This window comes from Shewanella saliphila, assembly GCF_014648295.1.
Classification (GTDB): domain Bacteria; phylum Pseudomonadota; class Gammaproteobacteria; order Enterobacterales; family Shewanellaceae; genus Shewanella; species Shewanella saliphila.
This window is the reverse complement of sequence record NZ_BMQV01000046.1, coordinates 1-15,808: the sequence shown is the minus strand read 5'-3', so window position 1 is coordinate 15,808 and position 15,808 is coordinate 1. Positions and strand designations below refer to the sequence as shown.

Sequence of the window (15,808 nt, the reverse complement as noted above, 5' to 3'; positions counted from 1 at the left end):
TCTAAACTCCTATAAACTCTTGTAATTGTGTGGCATCAAAAGGCCAAAATAATTCACGGTCATCTTGCACTAACACAGGAATGCTAATGCCATAACGCTCAGCTAAGCTTGCGCCATCACAGATGTCGACGTGTTGATACTTAATATCAGTTTGTTCGATAAGTGATTGGGCTATTTCACACAGATGGCAACCCTCTGTGTGATACAAAATATAAGGCACAATACTACTTGGCATGGGTCAGTAACCACACATTATGAATATGCGGGTTGCGCTTGTAATCGAGTGGTAAACATAAATGGTCAATGTTAGTGACATCTACCCCTGCTTGATTAAGCGCGTCAATGTCCATTTTAAACTTACGTTTATTGTTAGAAAAAACTAACTCACCGTTTGGAGCAAGCAGCTTAATTAACCCAGACAACATTTCAGCGTGGTCGCGCTGTACATCCCAGCTGTCTTCCATGCGTTTTGAGTTTGAGAATGTCGGTGGATCAATAAAAATCAAATCAAATTGCTGATGGCTATTATCTTTTATCCACTGTAAACAATCGGCCTGGATAAAGTCATACTTAGCACCTGACAAACCATTTAGCGCAAAGTTTTCTTTGGCCCAGTTAATGTAGGTATTTGACATGTCGATAGTGGTAACTGACTTTGCACCACCAATTGCCGCATGCACAGACGCGGAGCCCGTATAAGCAAATAAATTAAGTACGCGTTTACCTTTAGATTTGTCGCCCACGAGCTTTCGCGTTACACGGTGATCTAAAAACAGCCCGGTGTCTAAATAACCGGTTAAGTTAAGCTTAAATTTGGCACCGTATTCTTCGGTGATGACTTCTACTTTACGCTCATCTAATTTTTGATATTGGCTTGTGCCTTTTTGACGTTCGCGGGTTTTTAGCGTCACGCGATCAGGATGAATACCTAATGCACTTGGCAATGCCAATAACACGTCGCTGATGCGGCGCTTGGTAACAGCCTCAGGGATGGTGGCTGGCGCTGAATATTCTTGAATGACCACGTAATCAACATATTTATCGATGGCCACGTTATATTCTGGCAAGTCTGCATCATACAAACGGTAGCTGTCGATACGTTCTTTTTTAGCCCATTTTTCAAGTTGTTTTACGTTCTTTTTAATGCGGTTTGCAAACGCTGGAGCAATGTCGGCAATATCAACACCGTCAGGAAGCACAACGGCTTCACGACGAGTGCTTTTAGCATGTAATGTGTAAATGTTAAAAGCACACTCTAATGCACCGTTAAACATTTTCATTTGTTTGTCAGCTTTAAGCTTGAGCGACGATAATAATTCAATGTCGCTACACAGCATGGCAATTTTCCAACCGCCAAACTCTTTTTTAAACTTGTCACCTAATTGGTAATAAAGCTGTAAAAGCTCAGTCACATTACCTAGACGCTCACCGTATGGCGGGTTTGAAATTAAAAAACCTTCGCTTACAGGCGGTGAAACATCTAATGCATCAGAAACGGTAAACTCAATCAGGTCTGCCACGCCTGCATTTTCGGCATTACGTTTTGCAATTGAAACAAGGTGCGCTTCGATATCAGAACCATAAAACTTAATCTTACAACGAGTTTTACCTAATGTAGCTCGGGCTTGAGCTTCATCAAATACGGTTTGCCACATCACTTTGTTGTGACTTTGCCAGTTTTCAAAGCCAAACTTTTCACGCTTTAAACCTGGGGCAATATCGGCAGCCATTAATGCTGCTTCAATTAATACGGTGCCGCTACCACAAAATGGGTCGAGGATGGTGGTTTGATTAGCTTGCCAACCACTGCGCACTAACATATTGGCTGCAAGGTTTTCTTTTAACGGTGCTTCACCTGTTGTTGAACGATAACCACGCTGATGTAACGATGCCCCAGAAAAGTTCATCGAAATGGTTAATTGGCCATTACGAAAATGCGCATCAATTTTAAAGTCAGGGTTTACACGCTCAACATCAGGGCGACTTGAACCGTCATCACGAAAACGGTCTACGACCGCGTCTTTGATTTTTAACGCGCCAAACTGGGTGTTATTGATAAATCCGCCAGTACCGTGGAAGTCGATACTGAAGGTTTTTTTATTCGAAAAGTGCGAAGGCCAATCAATACAATAAGCAGCGTTATAAAGTTGCTCGGCAGATTCACAAGCACCTTTATAAATAACTAATACGATACGGCTCGCTAAGCGGGTCCAGAGAGTGATCCGATATGCCAGTTCAAGCGGTGCAGAAAAGTACACACCGGCAACGCTTTCTTTAACATCGGTAGCGCCAAAATCTTTCAATTCAGAGGCTAGGCTATATTCAAAACCCTTAGGGGCTGCAGCAAAAAAATTAAACATGTATTAGTCAGTCATCGTTACACAAAATTCAGTGCAGCATTATACCTGTTCAAACACATATCCCCAACGACTTATCGAAATGAGACTATAAATTCCGCAATTTGCCAGTTAAATGATCAATATCTGCAATTTAGACAAAAGAGCGATTAATTAACCAGCAAACAAATAAGTTTAATTAGATTTTGCTTGCAAACTTTAAGAGGGATCGCTATAGTTCGCCCCGCTTTGAAGCAGACAAGTAAACACGCCAACAGGCATGTAGCTTAAACTCAACGAAGCAGCGTTTATCGGACGCGGGATGGAGCAGTTGGTAGCTCGTCGGGCTCATAACCCGAAGGTCGTAGGTTCAAGTCCTGCTCCCGCAACCAATTCTTTAGTCAATAGAATTAAAATAATTGACAGCGTTTATCGGACGCGGGATGGAGCAGTTGGTAGCTCGTCGGGCTCATAACCCGAAGGTCGTAGGTTCAAGTCCTGCTCCCGCAACCAATTCTTTGGTCAATAGAATTAAAATAATTGGCAGCGTTTATCAGACGCGGAATAGAACAATTGATAGAACGTCGGGCTCAGCTTTTTATAAACAAGAGTCGAAGGTCGTAGCTTTTTTATCAAGTCCTGCTCCCGCAACCAATTCTTTAGTCAATAGAATTAAAATAATTGATAGCGTTTATCGGACGTGGAATAGAACAATTGATAGATAGTCGGGCTCAGCTTTTTATAAACAAGAGTCGAAGGTCGTAGCTTTTTTATCAAGTCCTGCTCCCGCAACCAATTCTTTGGTCAATAGAATTAAAATAATTGGCAGCGTTTATCAGACGCGGAATAGAACAATTGATAGAACGTCGGGCTCAGCTTTTTATAAACAAGAGTCGAAGGTCGTAGCTTTTTTATCAAGTCCTGCTCCCGCAACCATTTTTTTGTTCAAAAAGAATATAGACAAACGTAATCAAAATCAGTCGCGGGATGGAGCAGTTGGTAGCTCGTCGGGCTCATAACCCGAAGGTCGTAGGTTCAAGTCCTGCTCCCGCAACCATTTTGAAAAATATTGACTCTCCTATATCCAATTCAAATCTTCATATTCAATGTAAATTAAACACCAAAATTTTAATAAAATCTTATTGTGAATAAAGCACTTGGTAGCTCGTCGGGCTCAGCTTTTTATAAACAAAGCCGAAGGTCGTAGCTTTTTTATTAAGTCCTGCTCCGCAACCATTTTCTTAAACTTAAGAAAATACAAATAAACGTAATCAAAATCAGTCGCGGGATGGAGCAGTTGGTAGCTTGTCGGGCTCAGCTTTTCATAAACAATCGTCGAAGGTCGTAGCTTTTTATCAAGTCCTGCTCCCGCAACCATTTTGAAAAGTCCTTATACTTAATTCCCTATATTCAATTCAAACCTTCATAATTAATTCCAATTAAATATCAAAACTCCATTATTATCAGGCTAATACCAAAGCAGTTGGTAGCTCGTCGGGCTCAGCTTTTCATAAACAATCGTCGAAGGTCGTAGGTTCAAGTCCTGCTCCCGCAACCATTTTGAAAATGCCTTATATTTAACTCCCTATATTCAATTCAAAATAATTATCAAAACTCCAATACTATCAAATCAATACCAAAGCAGTTGATAGCTAGTCGGGCTCAGCTTTTTATAAACAGCTCTTCTTTATAAGCCAAAGCGAAGGTCGTTGCTCTTTCTTTTTATCAAATCCTGCTCCCGCAACCATTTTCTTAAACTTTAAAAAAATACAAATAAACGTAATCAAAATCAGTCGCGGGATGGAGCAGTTGGTAGCTTATCGGGCTCAGCTTTTCATAAACAAGAGTCGAAGGTCGTAGGTTCAAGTCCTGCTCCCGCAACCATTTTGAAAATGCCTTATATTCAATTCAAAATAATTATCAAAACTCCAATACTATCAAATCAATACCAAAGCAGTTGGTAGCTCGTCGGGCTCAGCTTTTCATAAAAAGCTCTTTTTTATAAGCCAAAGCGAAGGTCGTAGCTTTTTTATCAAGTCCTGCTCCCGCAACTATTTCCTATGCTCAAAAAATCAGCGCCGCGCATACAATCCAACTACATGAATACACTCAACATATGTCAGACCATGCTTAATCAAGTGTGTTAAGAAAAGTTTCGATGCATTGATTTACCCTATCGGGTTGTTCAGCAAAGACCATGTGACAGCCCTCTTCTATAATGGCAATTTGCGCGTTGGGGATATGCTGCTGTAAAAATGTGGCATATTTTATCGGTGTCATTTGATCTGCATCGCCCACAATAATTAACGTGGGGACATCAATTTGCGGCAGTTGCTCAATAACGTCAAATTTATCGCAAATGGTGAAATCAGTCAGCATAACACTAACGCCATTATTGATAATTGAAGTGTTGATTTGTGATTGTAGAGGCTCGGCAACATTTTGATTTGCCGCCAGTAAATACTCTGGAAAAGGCTGTGCTGACTCGACCAATGTTGAAAGTGATTGTAATAGTTGAGGCATCACTTTGAGCCGAGCCCCCGCGCCAATGAGCACTAATGCCTTTAATTGTATCTTTGCCTTTGCTGAGATAGCGAGTTGCATTGCTACGGCGCTACCAAGAGAATGCCCAACTAATACCACGTCATCCAACTGATGCTGCGCAATGTAGTCTACCAGCCATTGAGTTAACGCATCTACAGTTGTCAGTGTTTGCCCATCTGGGTGACCGGGGTAATCAATAGCAATGCTATGTTCAAAAAACTGTTGCTGGTGCTGCCAAACAAGATGCGTACAGCCCGAGCCATGTAAAAAGAGTAACGTCATATTGATGAACCTTTTTCTATTTTTCTTGAGTTGATAATGTCGGCAATTTCGCTTTCCACCAGCTCAACATTCCACCTTTAAGTTGGTACACATCTTTAACACCATAGTGCTTAAGTTTTCTAACGGCCGGAATGCTTCGGTGGGCGGAGAGGCAAATAACGATGACTTTCTGGTCAGCATTTAGCCGAAGTTTTTCAACAGAATCAGCAGAGAAATGAGTAATGGGAAGGTTAATCGCCCCTTTAATGTGTGATTTTTCCCACTCCAGCGTTGTGCGCACATCGACAATTTGAATTTTATTATCTTCAAGATGCTGGTAAACACTTTTAGTATCCATTTCTGGCACGTGACCGAACGGTAGCCATTGGGATAGTCGGCTGAGAAATGACATAGGTAGCTCCACAAAATAATAAGAGGTTAGCTTAAACTACATTATTTTCAGGCTTTTATTCAATCGATTAAAGCTTGATACCAGCATGACTTCGAAAGAGAACAATTATTCATTCAGTCATGCGCCTTGTTTAAGCCCTTTTAAAATATCGCTGAGTCATGACTTATTAACATGGAATGGTATTGGATAATTAAAATTAACAAGCATAAAAAATGCCAGATGATTTCTCATTCGGCATTTTCAAATAAATATGATATTGAGCGAACTTACTTCAACCAATGCTTCACTTTAGTCCGGTTATTATTATCACGACTTTGTTTAATTAACTCATCATCTGCTTCAACTTGGGTCATTTTAGCAAGGCGATCATAAAGTAGTACATTGACTGATGCCGCTAAATTCATACAACCTACCGTCGGCACATAAACAACATCAGTCGCTGCATCAATTAATTGCTGCGGAATCGTGCCATCTTCAGGGCCGAAGATATAAAATGCATTATCGGGATGAGTAAATAATGGCAATGGGGTTGCGCCAACCACCAAGTCAACACATACAATGGTTGCGCCTTGAGGCACGCTTTCAAGTAATGACTCAACCCCCACTAACGGAATACGTTTAGCTGCATCTTTGGTATCGACATCATATTGCGCATCACCAGACTTAGCAGCTAACTCGTAACGCTTGCCGGTATAACAGACACTGTCGACACCATAACAGCCCGCAGCGCGCATAATGCCGCCAACGTTAACCGGGGTTTTGGGGTTGACTAAACCAATAGTCACTTGTGATGAAGAATTGACCATAAAGCCGATTTTTATTCCTATTTATGCTGCTTGCGCAACGATACGTTGACGCAATTGTTGCCAGGCAGCTTCTACTAGCGCGTAGTCGTCTGCATTTAATTCTTCATCGGCTAATGCTAAGCAGCCTAGTAGTTTTTGATCCAGGGCCGCTAAATCTTGCTCAGCTTCGACTTCTAACTCAGCTAACACAACAGCGATATGACCTTGTAAGTAACCACAAGCAAACAATGCATCATCGTCACTGTTATTTACGCTTTCTTCAATCCAAGATTCTAATGCTGCATCGTACTGTTCTAACATGGTTTAGTTCTCCACTAAATCTGGGTTGGCTACTTGATACATTACGTAATCGTGGTAGCCAGTGACTATTTTGTAATAGCCTGTGAGTGCTTTGTCTAATTCAGGGTCGCCACTATCCACAATTAATGGTCGACCTTCAAGTGCTTTAAGCTTAGTTTTTGTGGCTAGGATTAAAATATTGTCTTTTGGGATGCGTTTTATCAACTCTGGTGACAATTGCTGATTGCCCCGCCCCAATATGTGCCCTTGCCCACCAATGAGAGTGATCACTAATTTAACCTTCTCAAGGGGGTAATTCCCGGTCAATTCGAGTAATTGATTGGCACTAACATCTTGAGCAATTAACGTTTTGTCTTGAATAACATCAACGCCGAGTAAAGTATTGTCTATCCCTAGATCTTCCATCACTGCGGCAACGGTACTGCCCGACCCCATAATGAATAATTCATCGTCCATTGATTCAATAATATCGGCAGCAATATCGGCCAACACTAACTCATCCACTTCTTTACCGCCCATTTTCACTGCTTGAATATATCGCGGCTCTGCTGGGACTGTCATTTCACCAAATCGTTTTGCTCTTACCGTGCCTTGTCTAAAGGCAACTTCATCTATGTCCATCACATCGGCCGACATTAAACTGACAAGCTCACCTTGCAGTAACATACTCACCACCAGACCAGAAGCATGTGGCGTAATACCGTAAACGCCTGAGTGAATTTTAACGCCAGCAGGTACACCTAATACGGGCACCTTATCTTCAACAACTGCATAAATATCGCGCGCGGTACCATCGCCGCCAGCAAACAGCAGTAAATCTAACTGTTGCTCGAGTAAGCATGTCACAGCTTGTTGGGTATCTTGCGAGGAGGTGGTCGTTTCGCTGTAATAGACTTCATTGGTAGTAAAGCCCATTTGGCGACATAAATTTGCGCCCATGTCGCCCGAAGCGGTAATGATGTCTACGTTATGAATAAAAGGTAATATTACCGCTAAAGCCTGCTGCATTCGAAGCTGAGCTTTAGGGGTTGCACCTTTAGCGATGGCTTCTAAAGCTACGCCGTCGGAGCCTTTTAATCCAACACTGCCGCCTAATCCAGCTAATGGATTAATGATTACCCCTAAGCGAAAACGTTTCACGATAACTCCTTGCGACTCTTTTTAGATGTTAATCTTGTACTGTATTAGCAGTGGCTTCACCATTAATATTGGGGATCATCATTACCGCAATCATAGATAAAAACGCACAGCTAGCGGCAAAGACCCACACCCACATGGTTTGGCTGCCATCGCCCCAAATCATACCGCTTACCCAGGTACCTAACGCACCGCCCACACCAAAACTCACGCTGGCATACAACGCCTGCCCTGTACTGCGATGACTAACATTAAAATGCCGATGAATAAAATGAATCGACGCGGCGTGCACTAAGCCAAAGGTAAATGCATGAAGGATTTGGCTGATGATCAACAGCAAAAGAGACTCAACGCCAAAAGCCAACAACAGCCAACGAACGGCCGTCAGCAACATACTCACCACCAGCAAAATACGAATTCCATACCGGCGGATCAACCGAGATGAATAAAAGAAGATGATAATTTCGGCAAATACGCCAAGGGCAACCAGTATGCCTGCAACGGTTTCAGAATAACCAAACTGCTTTAAGTACAATACGAAGAAGCCATAAAAAGGCCCGACACTCATCTGCAGCAACATCGCCGATAACATAAACCAAATAAGCGAGGCGTCGAATGTTAATTTAGGTCGGTCTGCACGATTAACCACCACACTGCGGTTAGCCGGTAACGGTAATGAACAGGCAAATAAGCCAAGAAATAATATCATGCCCATATAAGGCAGCACTTCAGGGCCCCAATAATCAATGGCAAAACCGCCACTTATCACTAACACAATATAGCCGACACTGCCCCAGCTGCGAATGGCCCCATAACGCTCAGCTTTGTCACCTAAGGTGTCTAAGGTAATCACTTCTAACTGCGCCAGAATTGAGTTCCAAAAAAAGGTGTAAATGGCCAAACTAACAGCGAGGTATAAAAAACTGCCGTCAAAGAAAAAGCTAATGTACGTTATTGCTGCGGCGAACGAACCAAGCTTGATCAGCTCGGCGCGCATCCCTGTTCGGTCTGCTACTGCCGCCCAAATGTTAGGCGCTACAATGCGCGTGGCCATTAAAATGGCCAGCAAAAATCCAATTTCTTGCGCTTTGAAGCCTCGGCTATCAAAAAAGACCCCTAAATAGGGGACCATGATGCCGAGAATAGAAAAGAAAAAGAAATAGCAGGCGCCGAGCCAGCGTAAATCTGGTTCAGCGCGGTGACTTGAGGGCATTAACGCATTCCAATCTCTGGCGTATGACGAACAACATCTTGATTTTGCGCGCGGTGTCTTAATAAATGGTCCATTAATACAATCGCTAACATGGCTTCTGCAATAGGTACTGCACGAATGCCCACGCAAGGATCGTGTCGACCTTTGGTGATCATATCAACCGTATCACCCTGCACAGTCATGCTTTGACCCGGTACACTGATACTTGATGTTGGCTTTAACGCTATATGAGCCACAACAGGCTGGCCTGATGAAATACCACCTAATACACCACCAGCATGATTAGAGGCAAACCCCTCTGGTGACATTAAGTCGCGACCTTCAGAGCCTTTTTGGGTAACCACACCAAAACCATCACCTATCTCGACACCTTTAACGGCATTAATGCCCATAAGCGCATGAGCAATATCAGCATCGAGTCGATCAAATACTGGCTCACCTAAACCCACTGGTACGCCGGTAGCTGCCACGGTAATTTTGGCACCAATTGAGTCACCCGATTTACGTAAACCACGCATGTACTCATCTAATGCTTCTAACTTAGTTGCATCAGGAAAGAAGAATGCGTTTTGTTCGATTTGGGTTAAATCAACAGTATCGGCAGTAATTGGTCCTAGCTGAGCAAGGTAGCCATGAATTTCAATACCATGCACTTGCTTAAGGTATTTTTTAGCCACTGCGCCCGCAGCAACACGCATCGCAGTTTCGCGCGCAGATGAACGGCCACCACCACGGTAATCGCGCATGCCATATTTTTGCTGATATGTATAATCGGCATGGCCTGGGCGGAAAGTGTCTTTAATGTTTGAATAGTCCTGGCTGCGTTGATCGGTATTTTCAATCAATAGACCAATCGAGGTGCCTGTCGTTTTACCTTCAAACACACCCGATAAAATTTTCACTTCATCGGCTTCACGTCTAGCGGTGGTGTAACGCGATGTACCTGGACGTCGTCTGTCTAAATCATGTTGCATATCTTCAACGGTTAATTCGAGCCCTGGTGGGCAACCATCAATAATACAACCCAATGCAACACCATGGCTTTCACCAAAGGTTGTTACTACAAAGTTTTGACCAATACTGTTTCCAGACATGCGCGTTAACTACCTCTATGTTTTATTCTATCTACTGCAAAATACCTTACGCTATTATTCAGCATCTTTGTATACAGAGAAAAGTGATTCATTTTCAACTAGCTGATCACGGGTTAATACAAACACACCGTCACCGCCAAATTCAAAATCTACCCAGGTGAACGGCACATCAGGGAATTGCTCAATTAAATGCACCATTGAGTTACCCACTTCAACCACTAACACTCCATTTTCAGTCAAGTAATCAGCTGCATTGGCTAAAATGCGCTTGGTTAAATCTAAACCATCGCGGCCCGAGGCTAAACCAATGGCTGGTTCGTGGTGATACTCATCTGGCATGTCACCAATATCTTCAGCATCAACATATGGCGGGTTTGAAACGATTAAATCGTAATGTGGCCCTTTAGGGATTGCTGAGAATAAATCAGACTGGATAGGGAAAACACGCTCCATCACATCAAGTGACTCAATGTTAATTTGCGCCACTTCTAATGCATCTTCACTAATATCAAGCGCATCCACTTCTGCATCTTCAAATACATGAGCACACGCAATAGCAATACAAGCACTGCCCGTACATAAATCCATAATACGGTGCACAGGCTTGTTGTATAACCAAGGACTAAACTGATTATTAATCATTTCTGCAATCGGTGAACGCGGCACTAATACACGCTCATCAACATAAAAATCAAGGCCGGCAAAACGCGCTTTGTGGGTTAAATACGGTACAGGTAAGCGCTCGCGTACACGACGAATAATTAGCTCAACAATTTTATGTTTTTCACTGCTCGTCAGGTTACTTAAAATAACTTGCTGACCGATTTCTTCAGGTAAGTGTAAAGCATGAAAAACCAATGCAATGGCTTCGTCCCAAGCATTATCAGTACCGTGACCATAATAAATATTGGCATCATTAAAACGGCTAACCGCCCAGCGCAACATATCACCTATAGTACGTAACTCAGTGACCGCTTCATCTACAAAGATCTTATCCAAAACACACTCCTAAAAAATTGTTCTGCGCTATTGTAACTGATGTCTATTAAGATGACCTAGAATTCAATACAATACCGCCATGAAAGACGAAAATAACTCAGACACGTTGCTGTTTAGCCAACTAATAGACGGTATCAAACCTCTCAAGCAAGATACCCACCATTTTAAACAGCCAGTCAAACCTAAAAAACAATTCGAATTTAAAGAACGTCAAATCCACGTTGACAGCTATTTTTCGGACACTTATCAGCCGCTGTTGCCGGTCGAGGGACCTATGCGCTGGATAAATGACAGTGCAGATAAACTTGAGCTAAAACGTTTAAGACGTGGCGACTATTCCCCCGATTTATTACTTGACTTACATGGTCTGCGCCAATCTGAAGCCAAACTTGAGCTGGCAGCACTTATTCAAGCTTGTGTTAAACAAAGCAGTATTTGTTGTTGTGTGATGCACGGTTATGGCACAGGTATTTTGAAGCAGCAATTGCCATTGTGGTTAGCTCAGCACCCAAAGGTAAAAGCATTTCATCAAGCACCTAAAGAATGGGGCGGCGATGCCGCGTTGTTGGTATTAATTGATATTGGTGAGCAGCCACATAGGCGTTAAGCGTAGTATAGGTAATTTAAATATTAGGCTGTTGCTGATTGCAAGGTAAGTAAAGACTTACCTTACACTTATTATAACTAGCGTGCGGCCATCACTTGATGAGCAGCTGTCATAGCAACAAAACTGCTTTGATGCATGTGTTTATCAATTTGTGCCACTGCTGATGTCGCAAATAATGGCGGCTCAATACCTGCCACTAATTCACTGACCATAAACCCTAAAATGGGCATGTGTGCAATCACCAGTACATTGTCTGCTTTAAACTGTTCGGCATAAGCAAGTACCACGTCCACTGCTCTTTTAGGATCGCCTGATGGAGTCACATCATCAAGCACAACTAACTTTCGAGGTTCAGGTAAGTGTCTACTGACTTCTTGCCACGTTTGCTGCGCACGTAAATAAGGACTCACAATCACTAAATCGAGTTGGCTCACGCTCTTAGTTAACCAATTGGCCATGTATCCGCTGTGGATACGACCGGTTTCGGTTAGTTTACGTTCTCGGTCAGACGGCGCATCAAAGCCAGCTTCACCATGTCGCATCAAAAATAACTGCATACTTCTCTCTGGATATTTTTATTATCGTTCTTCGGCAATTGTAGCGCTAAATAGCACAACAACAAACCCTAGTATCGTCGATAATGAGCTAAACTTTAGTCGATAAAAGCATAAAACATGCCTTCGCTATTTGCTAAAAACTCATAAGAAGATCAATATATAACAAGTTATGTTTTCTGGAGCCTTCTTTTGCCTGATTATCCAGCAGTTTATAAAAGCCAAAATGATCATCGTCAATATCAATATCGAGTATTAAGCAATCAATTACGAGTGCTTTTGGTTGAAGATATGCAATCAAACCAAGCCGCAGCGTCTATGGCGGTTAGCGTTGGTCATTTTGACGATCCCGCTGAACGGCCTGGAATGGCACATTTTCTTGAGCATATGTTGTTTTTAGGTACCGATAAATACCCAGATTCAGGTGAGTACCATGCCTATATCAATCAGCATGGCGGTAACAATAATGCATGGACAGGCACTGAACAAACTAACTTTTTTTACAGCATCAATGCTGACGCATTAGAAGGTTCTTTAGACCGTTTTAGCCAATTTTTTATCGCACCTAAATTTGATTTAGAATTAGTCGACCGAGAACGACAAGCTATTGAGTCAGAATTTAGCTTAAAACTCAAAGATGACATTCGCCGGGTTTACCAGGTGCAGAAAGAATCCGTTAACCCTAAACACCCTTTCTCAAAGTTCTCTGTGGGTAATCTGACCACTTTAGCAGGTAAGCAGGCAGATATTCGTGATGAGCTTTTAGCATTTTATCGACAACACTACAGCGCAAACATCATGACACTGTGTGTTGTCGCGCCGCGTTCAATTGCAGAGTTAGAAGCCATTGTGACGCAATATTTTTCGACAATCGAAAACAGAAATGTCAGTAAACACTATCCCAATGTAGCCTTACTCAACAAAGAACAACAACAAAAGCATATTAAAATCGTGCCGCTCAAAGATCAAAAACGAGTCAGCATTTGTTTTGCTCTGCCCGAGATAGATCAATTTTATAAACGCAAACCGTTAACGTTTATCAGCCATTTACTCGGTAATGAGAGTCCAGGGAGTTTGTTGTCGTATCTGAAACTGCAAGGTTTAGCGAATAACTTGTCTGCTGGCGGTGGGGTTAATGGTTATAACTTTAAAGATTATTCCATCAGTATTCAGTTAACCGATAAAGGTTATATTGAGTTAGATGAAGTAGTCACCTGTGTATTTGAATATATTGAGCTCATCAAACAGCAAGGTGTTAGCGCTTGGCGTTATCAAGAACGCGCCAGCCTGTTAGATACCGCGTTTAGGTATCAGGAACAAATAAAAACCTTGGATTTAGCCAGCCATCTCAGCATCAACATGCATCACTATGATATCGAAGATATTATTTATGGTGATTACCGAATGGATGAAATGCATGAAGATGAAACCATGCAATTATTGTCAATGATGTCAGTAAGTAATATGCGCTTAATGACAGTGGCTAAAGAATCACAGGTAGATAAACAAGCAGCATGGTATGACACGCCTTATCAGGTCACATCATTACAGCCACATCAACTGGATAAATGGTCTGCGATAACCACTCGACATGCACTTAAACTGCCTGAAAAAAATCCGTTTATTGTCGCTCACCCCCAGGCTCGATCAGACAAAAGCAACAGCGATGTGCCCAAGATAGTCGCTGAAGGCGAAGGTTACCGTATTTGGCACAAAAAGGATGATGAGTTCAATGTACCAAAAGGTCACTTGTACTTGTCACTTGATTCAGACCAAGCAAGCTCAACTCCGAGACAAGCCGCATTAACCCGACTTTACGTTGAAATGCTAATCGATTACCTCACAGAGCCTACTTACCAGGCTGAAGTGGCTGGGCTAAATTACAACATTTATCCGCATCAAGGTGGAATAACCCTTCATCTCACAGGCTTTACAGGCAATCAAGAAAAACTATTAACGCTAATTATTAACAAAGCGCGCGAACGTAACTTTACCGAACAACGCTTTAACATGATTAAAAAGCAAATTTTGCGCAGCTGGAATAATGTAGCTCAAGCAAAACCTATTTCACAATTATTTACCAGCTTAACGGTTACCCTGCAAAAGAGAAGTTTTGAACCCGCTAGAATGGCAGAAGAGTTAGCAGAACTCACCCTAAGTGATCTGCATAATCACGTGAGTGCATTTTACAAAAAGGTTTACCTTGAAGGGCTTGTCTACGGTGATTGGTTAGAACAAGAAACCCAGCAACTGGGTAAACGCTTAAAACATTTACTGTCGCTGGTAACCAAGCCAAGCGCAGAATCCTCAAGAGAGTTAGTCAATTTAGATAAAAGAGGCTCACTACTGCGCGAAAAAAGCATTGCCCATCAAGACAGTGCCATCATTGTTTATTACCAATCACGAGCGGCCACACCAGAACGCATGGCATTGTTTAGCTTGTTAAATCACACCATGTCTTCAACCTTCTTCCACGAGTTACGCACTAAGCAACAACTCGGCTATATGGTTGGCACGGGTTATTTACCACTAAATCGACACCCTGGGATTATCTTTTATGTGCAATCCCCTACAACTGGACCTAGGCAGCTCCTAGAAGCCATTGATGAGTTTATCGCTGACTTTAACTATGCCGTTATGCAAATCACCAATGAGCAGTGGGAAAGTACCAAGCAAGGCATGATTAGCCAAATAATGGAAAATGACACCAATTTAAAAACCCGCAGCCAACGTTACTGGGTAAGCTTAGGAAACCGAGATTATCAATTTAACCAACGTGAAACCGTTGTTGCAGAAGTCATGAAGTTAACTCGAGCAGACTTAATTAAATTTATGGTGGCCCACATGCGCAGTAGAGACTGTGACCGCTTAGTATTATTCAGTTGTGGTGAACAACATCACAGCCAAGCAAGCTTGAGATCTGATAACATGATCGTCGATTTAAAAGCATTTAAGCAACAAGCTGACAAATTTCAGTTTTAAGATAAGCATTGAGTGGTTGCATCACTATTTATCATGCAACCACTAAAACACTGTCAAAAAAAGCATAAACGGAACCCGATACCATATAAAACTTTAGTGCTATATAAGTTGCTGATAAAAAAGTAACTCTTTAATGAAATTATGAGAATCTTTGCACATTAATCTATCAATCACTTCTTTTTTATTAACATGCTTTTGACAAACTCGCAGGTTTCTGAAAAAGTAGACAATTCATCAACTTCTTTGCGGCATCGGACGAGAATAAGTATAACAATTATGCCTAAAATTTTACTGTTTATCTGTGTTTGTATTTTTATCAGCCCTTTTGCTACAGCCATAGAAACGGGAAACACAGAATCCAACTTTGATTTTCTACTCAACCATACTAATTACACCGTTGCTAACGGCTTATCTCAGGATACTGTCACAGCTATAACTCAGGGGCTGATCATACTCGATCGCTTTTCATACATCCTTTTTAAAAACAAAGAGATAAAAAATAGCTTGATTGATCTCGCCAGTGTGATCAAATAGCGCTCTTTTTCTTTGTCTTTATACTTAAT

Annotated in this window: 14 protein-coding genes and 5 tRNA genes; 8 read left to right on the top strand and 11 right to left on the bottom strand. The window is 42.0% G+C overall.

Annotation, left to right across the window (positions count from 1 at the left end; translation table 11 throughout):
* Position 1: 1 nt before the first annotated feature.
* Positions 2 to 235, bottom strand: coding sequence for a glutaredoxin family protein (locus IEY48_RS17110; RefSeq protein WP_188922516.1), 234 nt, complete (start codon positions 233 to 235; stop codon positions 2 to 4).
* A complete protein-coding gene (rlmKL, locus tag IEY48_RS17105; protein WP_188922514.1) occupies positions 225 to 2,360 on the bottom strand; it encodes a bifunctional 23S rRNA (guanine(2069)-N(7))-methyltransferase RlmK/23S rRNA (guanine(2445)-N(2))-methyltransferase RlmL in 2,136 nt (711 codons plus the stop codon). The genes IEY48_RS17110 and rlmKL overlap by 11 nt, the downstream gene beginning before the upstream one ends.
* 292 nt (positions 2,361 to 2,652) lie before the next feature.
* Between rlmKL and IEY48_RS17100 the strand changes: the two genes are divergently transcribed.
* The 5 genes from IEY48_RS17100 to IEY48_RS17080 all read left to right on the top strand — a co-directional run bounded on the left by IEY48_RS17100 (position 2,653) and on the right by IEY48_RS17080 (position 4,220).
* Positions 2,653 to 2,728, top strand: a tRNA-Met gene (locus IEY48_RS17100).
* A gap of 45 nt (positions 2,729 to 2,773) precedes the next feature.
* Positions 2,774 to 2,849, top strand: a tRNA-Met gene (locus tag IEY48_RS17095).
* 468 nt (positions 2,850 to 3,317) lie between these two features.
* Positions 3,318 to 3,393 (top strand) — tRNA-Met (locus IEY48_RS17090).
* Between the two features lie 225 nt (positions 3,394 to 3,618).
* Positions 3,619 to 3,713, top strand: a tRNA-OTHER gene (locus IEY48_RS17085).
* A 417-nt stretch (positions 3,714 to 4,130) separates the two neighbouring features.
* Positions 4,131 to 4,220, top strand: a tRNA-OTHER gene (locus IEY48_RS17080).
* 246 nt (positions 4,221 to 4,466) lie between these two features.
* On the opposite strand, the gene IEY48_RS17075 is transcribed toward IEY48_RS17080, so the two are convergent.
* The 8 genes from IEY48_RS17075 to prmB form a co-directional block, all read right to left on the bottom strand.
* Positions 4,467 to 5,162: an alpha/beta fold hydrolase gene (locus tag IEY48_RS17075; protein WP_188922512.1), complete on the bottom strand. Its 696-nt coding sequence runs from the start codon at positions 5,160 to 5,162 to the stop codon at positions 4,467 to 4,469.
* A gap of 16 nt (positions 5,163 to 5,178) precedes the next feature.
* Positions 5,179 to 5,553, bottom strand: coding sequence for a rhodanese-like domain-containing protein (locus IEY48_RS17070; RefSeq protein WP_188922510.1), 375 nt, complete (start codon positions 5,551 to 5,553; stop codon positions 5,179 to 5,181).
* A 266-nt stretch (positions 5,554 to 5,819) separates the two neighbouring features.
* Positions 5,820 to 6,359, bottom strand: coding sequence for an RNA methyltransferase (locus IEY48_RS17065; RefSeq protein WP_188922508.1), 540 nt, complete (start codon positions 6,357 to 6,359; stop codon positions 5,820 to 5,822).
* A 21-nt stretch (positions 6,360 to 6,380) separates the two neighbouring features.
* Positions 6,381 to 6,659 carry a YfcL family protein gene (locus IEY48_RS17060; RefSeq protein ID WP_188922506.1) on the bottom strand — a complete coding sequence of 93 codons (279 nt, stop codon included), beginning with the start codon at positions 6,657 to 6,659 and terminating at the stop codon, positions 6,381 to 6,383.
* A gap of 3 nt (positions 6,660 to 6,662) precedes the next feature.
* Positions 6,663 to 7,799 carry an ATP-NAD kinase family protein gene (locus tag IEY48_RS17055; RefSeq protein ID WP_188922505.1) on the bottom strand — a complete coding sequence of 379 codons (1,137 nt, stop codon included), beginning with the start codon at positions 7,797 to 7,799 and terminating at the stop codon, positions 6,663 to 6,665.
* 28 nt (positions 7,800 to 7,827) lie between these two features.
* Positions 7,828 to 9,009, bottom strand: a complete 1,182-nt coding sequence (locus tag IEY48_RS17050; protein ID WP_188922503.1) for an MFS transporter — start codon at positions 9,007 to 9,009, stop codon at positions 7,828 to 7,830.
* Positions 9,009 to 10,103 carry a chorismate synthase gene (aroC, locus tag IEY48_RS17045; RefSeq protein ID WP_188922501.1) on the bottom strand — a complete coding sequence of 365 codons (1,095 nt, stop codon included), beginning with the start codon at positions 10,101 to 10,103 and terminating at the stop codon, positions 9,009 to 9,011. Before aroC ends, IEY48_RS17050 begins: the two co-directional genes overlap by 1 nt.
* 54 nt (positions 10,104 to 10,157) lie before the next feature.
* Entirely contained in the window at positions 10,158 to 11,102 is a 945-nt protein-coding gene (prmB, locus tag IEY48_RS17040) for a 50S ribosomal protein L3 N(5)-glutamine methyltransferase (RefSeq protein WP_188922499.1), read from the bottom strand.
* A gap of 79 nt (positions 11,103 to 11,181) precedes the next feature.
* Between prmB and smrB the strand changes: the two genes are divergently transcribed.
* Positions 11,182 to 11,709 (top strand): endonuclease SmrB, encoded by a 528-nt coding sequence (gene smrB / locus IEY48_RS17035; RefSeq protein ID WP_188922497.1) that lies wholly within the window; start codon positions 11,182 to 11,184, stop codon positions 11,707 to 11,709.
* Positions 11,710 to 11,786: 77 nt separating this feature from the next.
* On the opposite strand, the gene sixA is transcribed toward smrB, so the two are convergent.
* Positions 11,787 to 12,266: a phosphohistidine phosphatase SixA gene (sixA, locus tag IEY48_RS17030; protein WP_188922495.1), complete on the bottom strand. Its 480-nt coding sequence runs from the start codon at positions 12,264 to 12,266 to the stop codon at positions 11,787 to 11,789.
* Between the two features lie 189 nt (positions 12,267 to 12,455).
* On the opposite strand from sixA, the gene IEY48_RS17025 reads away from it, so the two are divergent.
* Positions 12,456 to 15,245, top strand: a complete 2,790-nt coding sequence (locus IEY48_RS17025) for an insulinase family protein (RefSeq protein ID WP_188922493.1) — start codon at positions 12,456 to 12,458, stop codon at positions 15,243 to 15,245.
* A gap of 276 nt (positions 15,246 to 15,521) precedes the next feature.
* Positions 15,522 to 15,779, top strand: a complete 258-nt coding sequence (locus IEY48_RS17020) for a hypothetical protein (RefSeq protein ID WP_188922491.1) — start codon at positions 15,522 to 15,524, stop codon at positions 15,777 to 15,779.
* The last annotated feature ends 29 nt before the right edge of the window (positions 15,780 to 15,808 follow it).

Bases quoted from the DNA above. Each gene is read 5' to 3' on its own strand.
- IEY48_RS17110 (WP_188922516.1), bottom strand. From the start codon at position 235: ATGCCAAGTAGTATTGTGCCTTATATTTTGTATCACACAGAGGGTTGC.
- aroC (WP_188922501.1), bottom strand. From the start codon at position 10,103: ATGTCTGGAAACAGTATTGGTCAAAACTTTGTAGTAACAACCTTTGGT.
- IEY48_RS17070 (WP_188922510.1), bottom strand. From the start codon at position 5,553: ATGTCATTTCTCAGCCGACTATCCCAATGGCTACCGTTCGGTCACGTG.
- IEY48_RS17020 (WP_188922491.1), top strand. From the start codon at position 15,522: ATGCCTAAAATTTTACTGTTTATCTGTGTTTGTATTTTTATCAGCCCT.
- IEY48_RS17050 (WP_188922503.1), bottom strand. From the start codon at position 9,009: ATGCCCTCAAGTCACCGCGCTGAACCAGATTTACGCTGGCTCGGCGCC.
- smrB (WP_188922497.1), top strand. From the start codon at position 11,182: ATGAAAGACGAAAATAACTCAGACACGTTGCTGTTTAGCCAACTAATA.
- IEY48_RS17075 (WP_188922512.1), bottom strand. From the start codon at position 5,162: ATGACGTTACTCTTTTTACATGGCTCGGGCTGTACGCATCTTGTTTGG.
- rlmKL (WP_188922514.1), bottom strand. From the start codon at position 2,360: ATGTTTAATTTTTTTGCTGCAGCCCCTAAGGGTTTTGAATATAGCCTA.
- IEY48_RS17060 (WP_188922506.1), bottom strand. From the start codon at position 6,659: ATGTTAGAACAGTACGATGCAGCATTAGAATCTTGGATTGAAGAAAGC.
- sixA (WP_188922495.1), bottom strand. From the start codon at position 12,266: ATGCAGTTATTTTTGATGCGACATGGTGAAGCTGGCTTTGATGCGCCG.
- IEY48_RS17065 (WP_188922508.1), bottom strand. From the start codon at position 6,359: ATGGTCAATTCTTCATCACAAGTGACTATTGGTTTAGTCAACCCCAAA.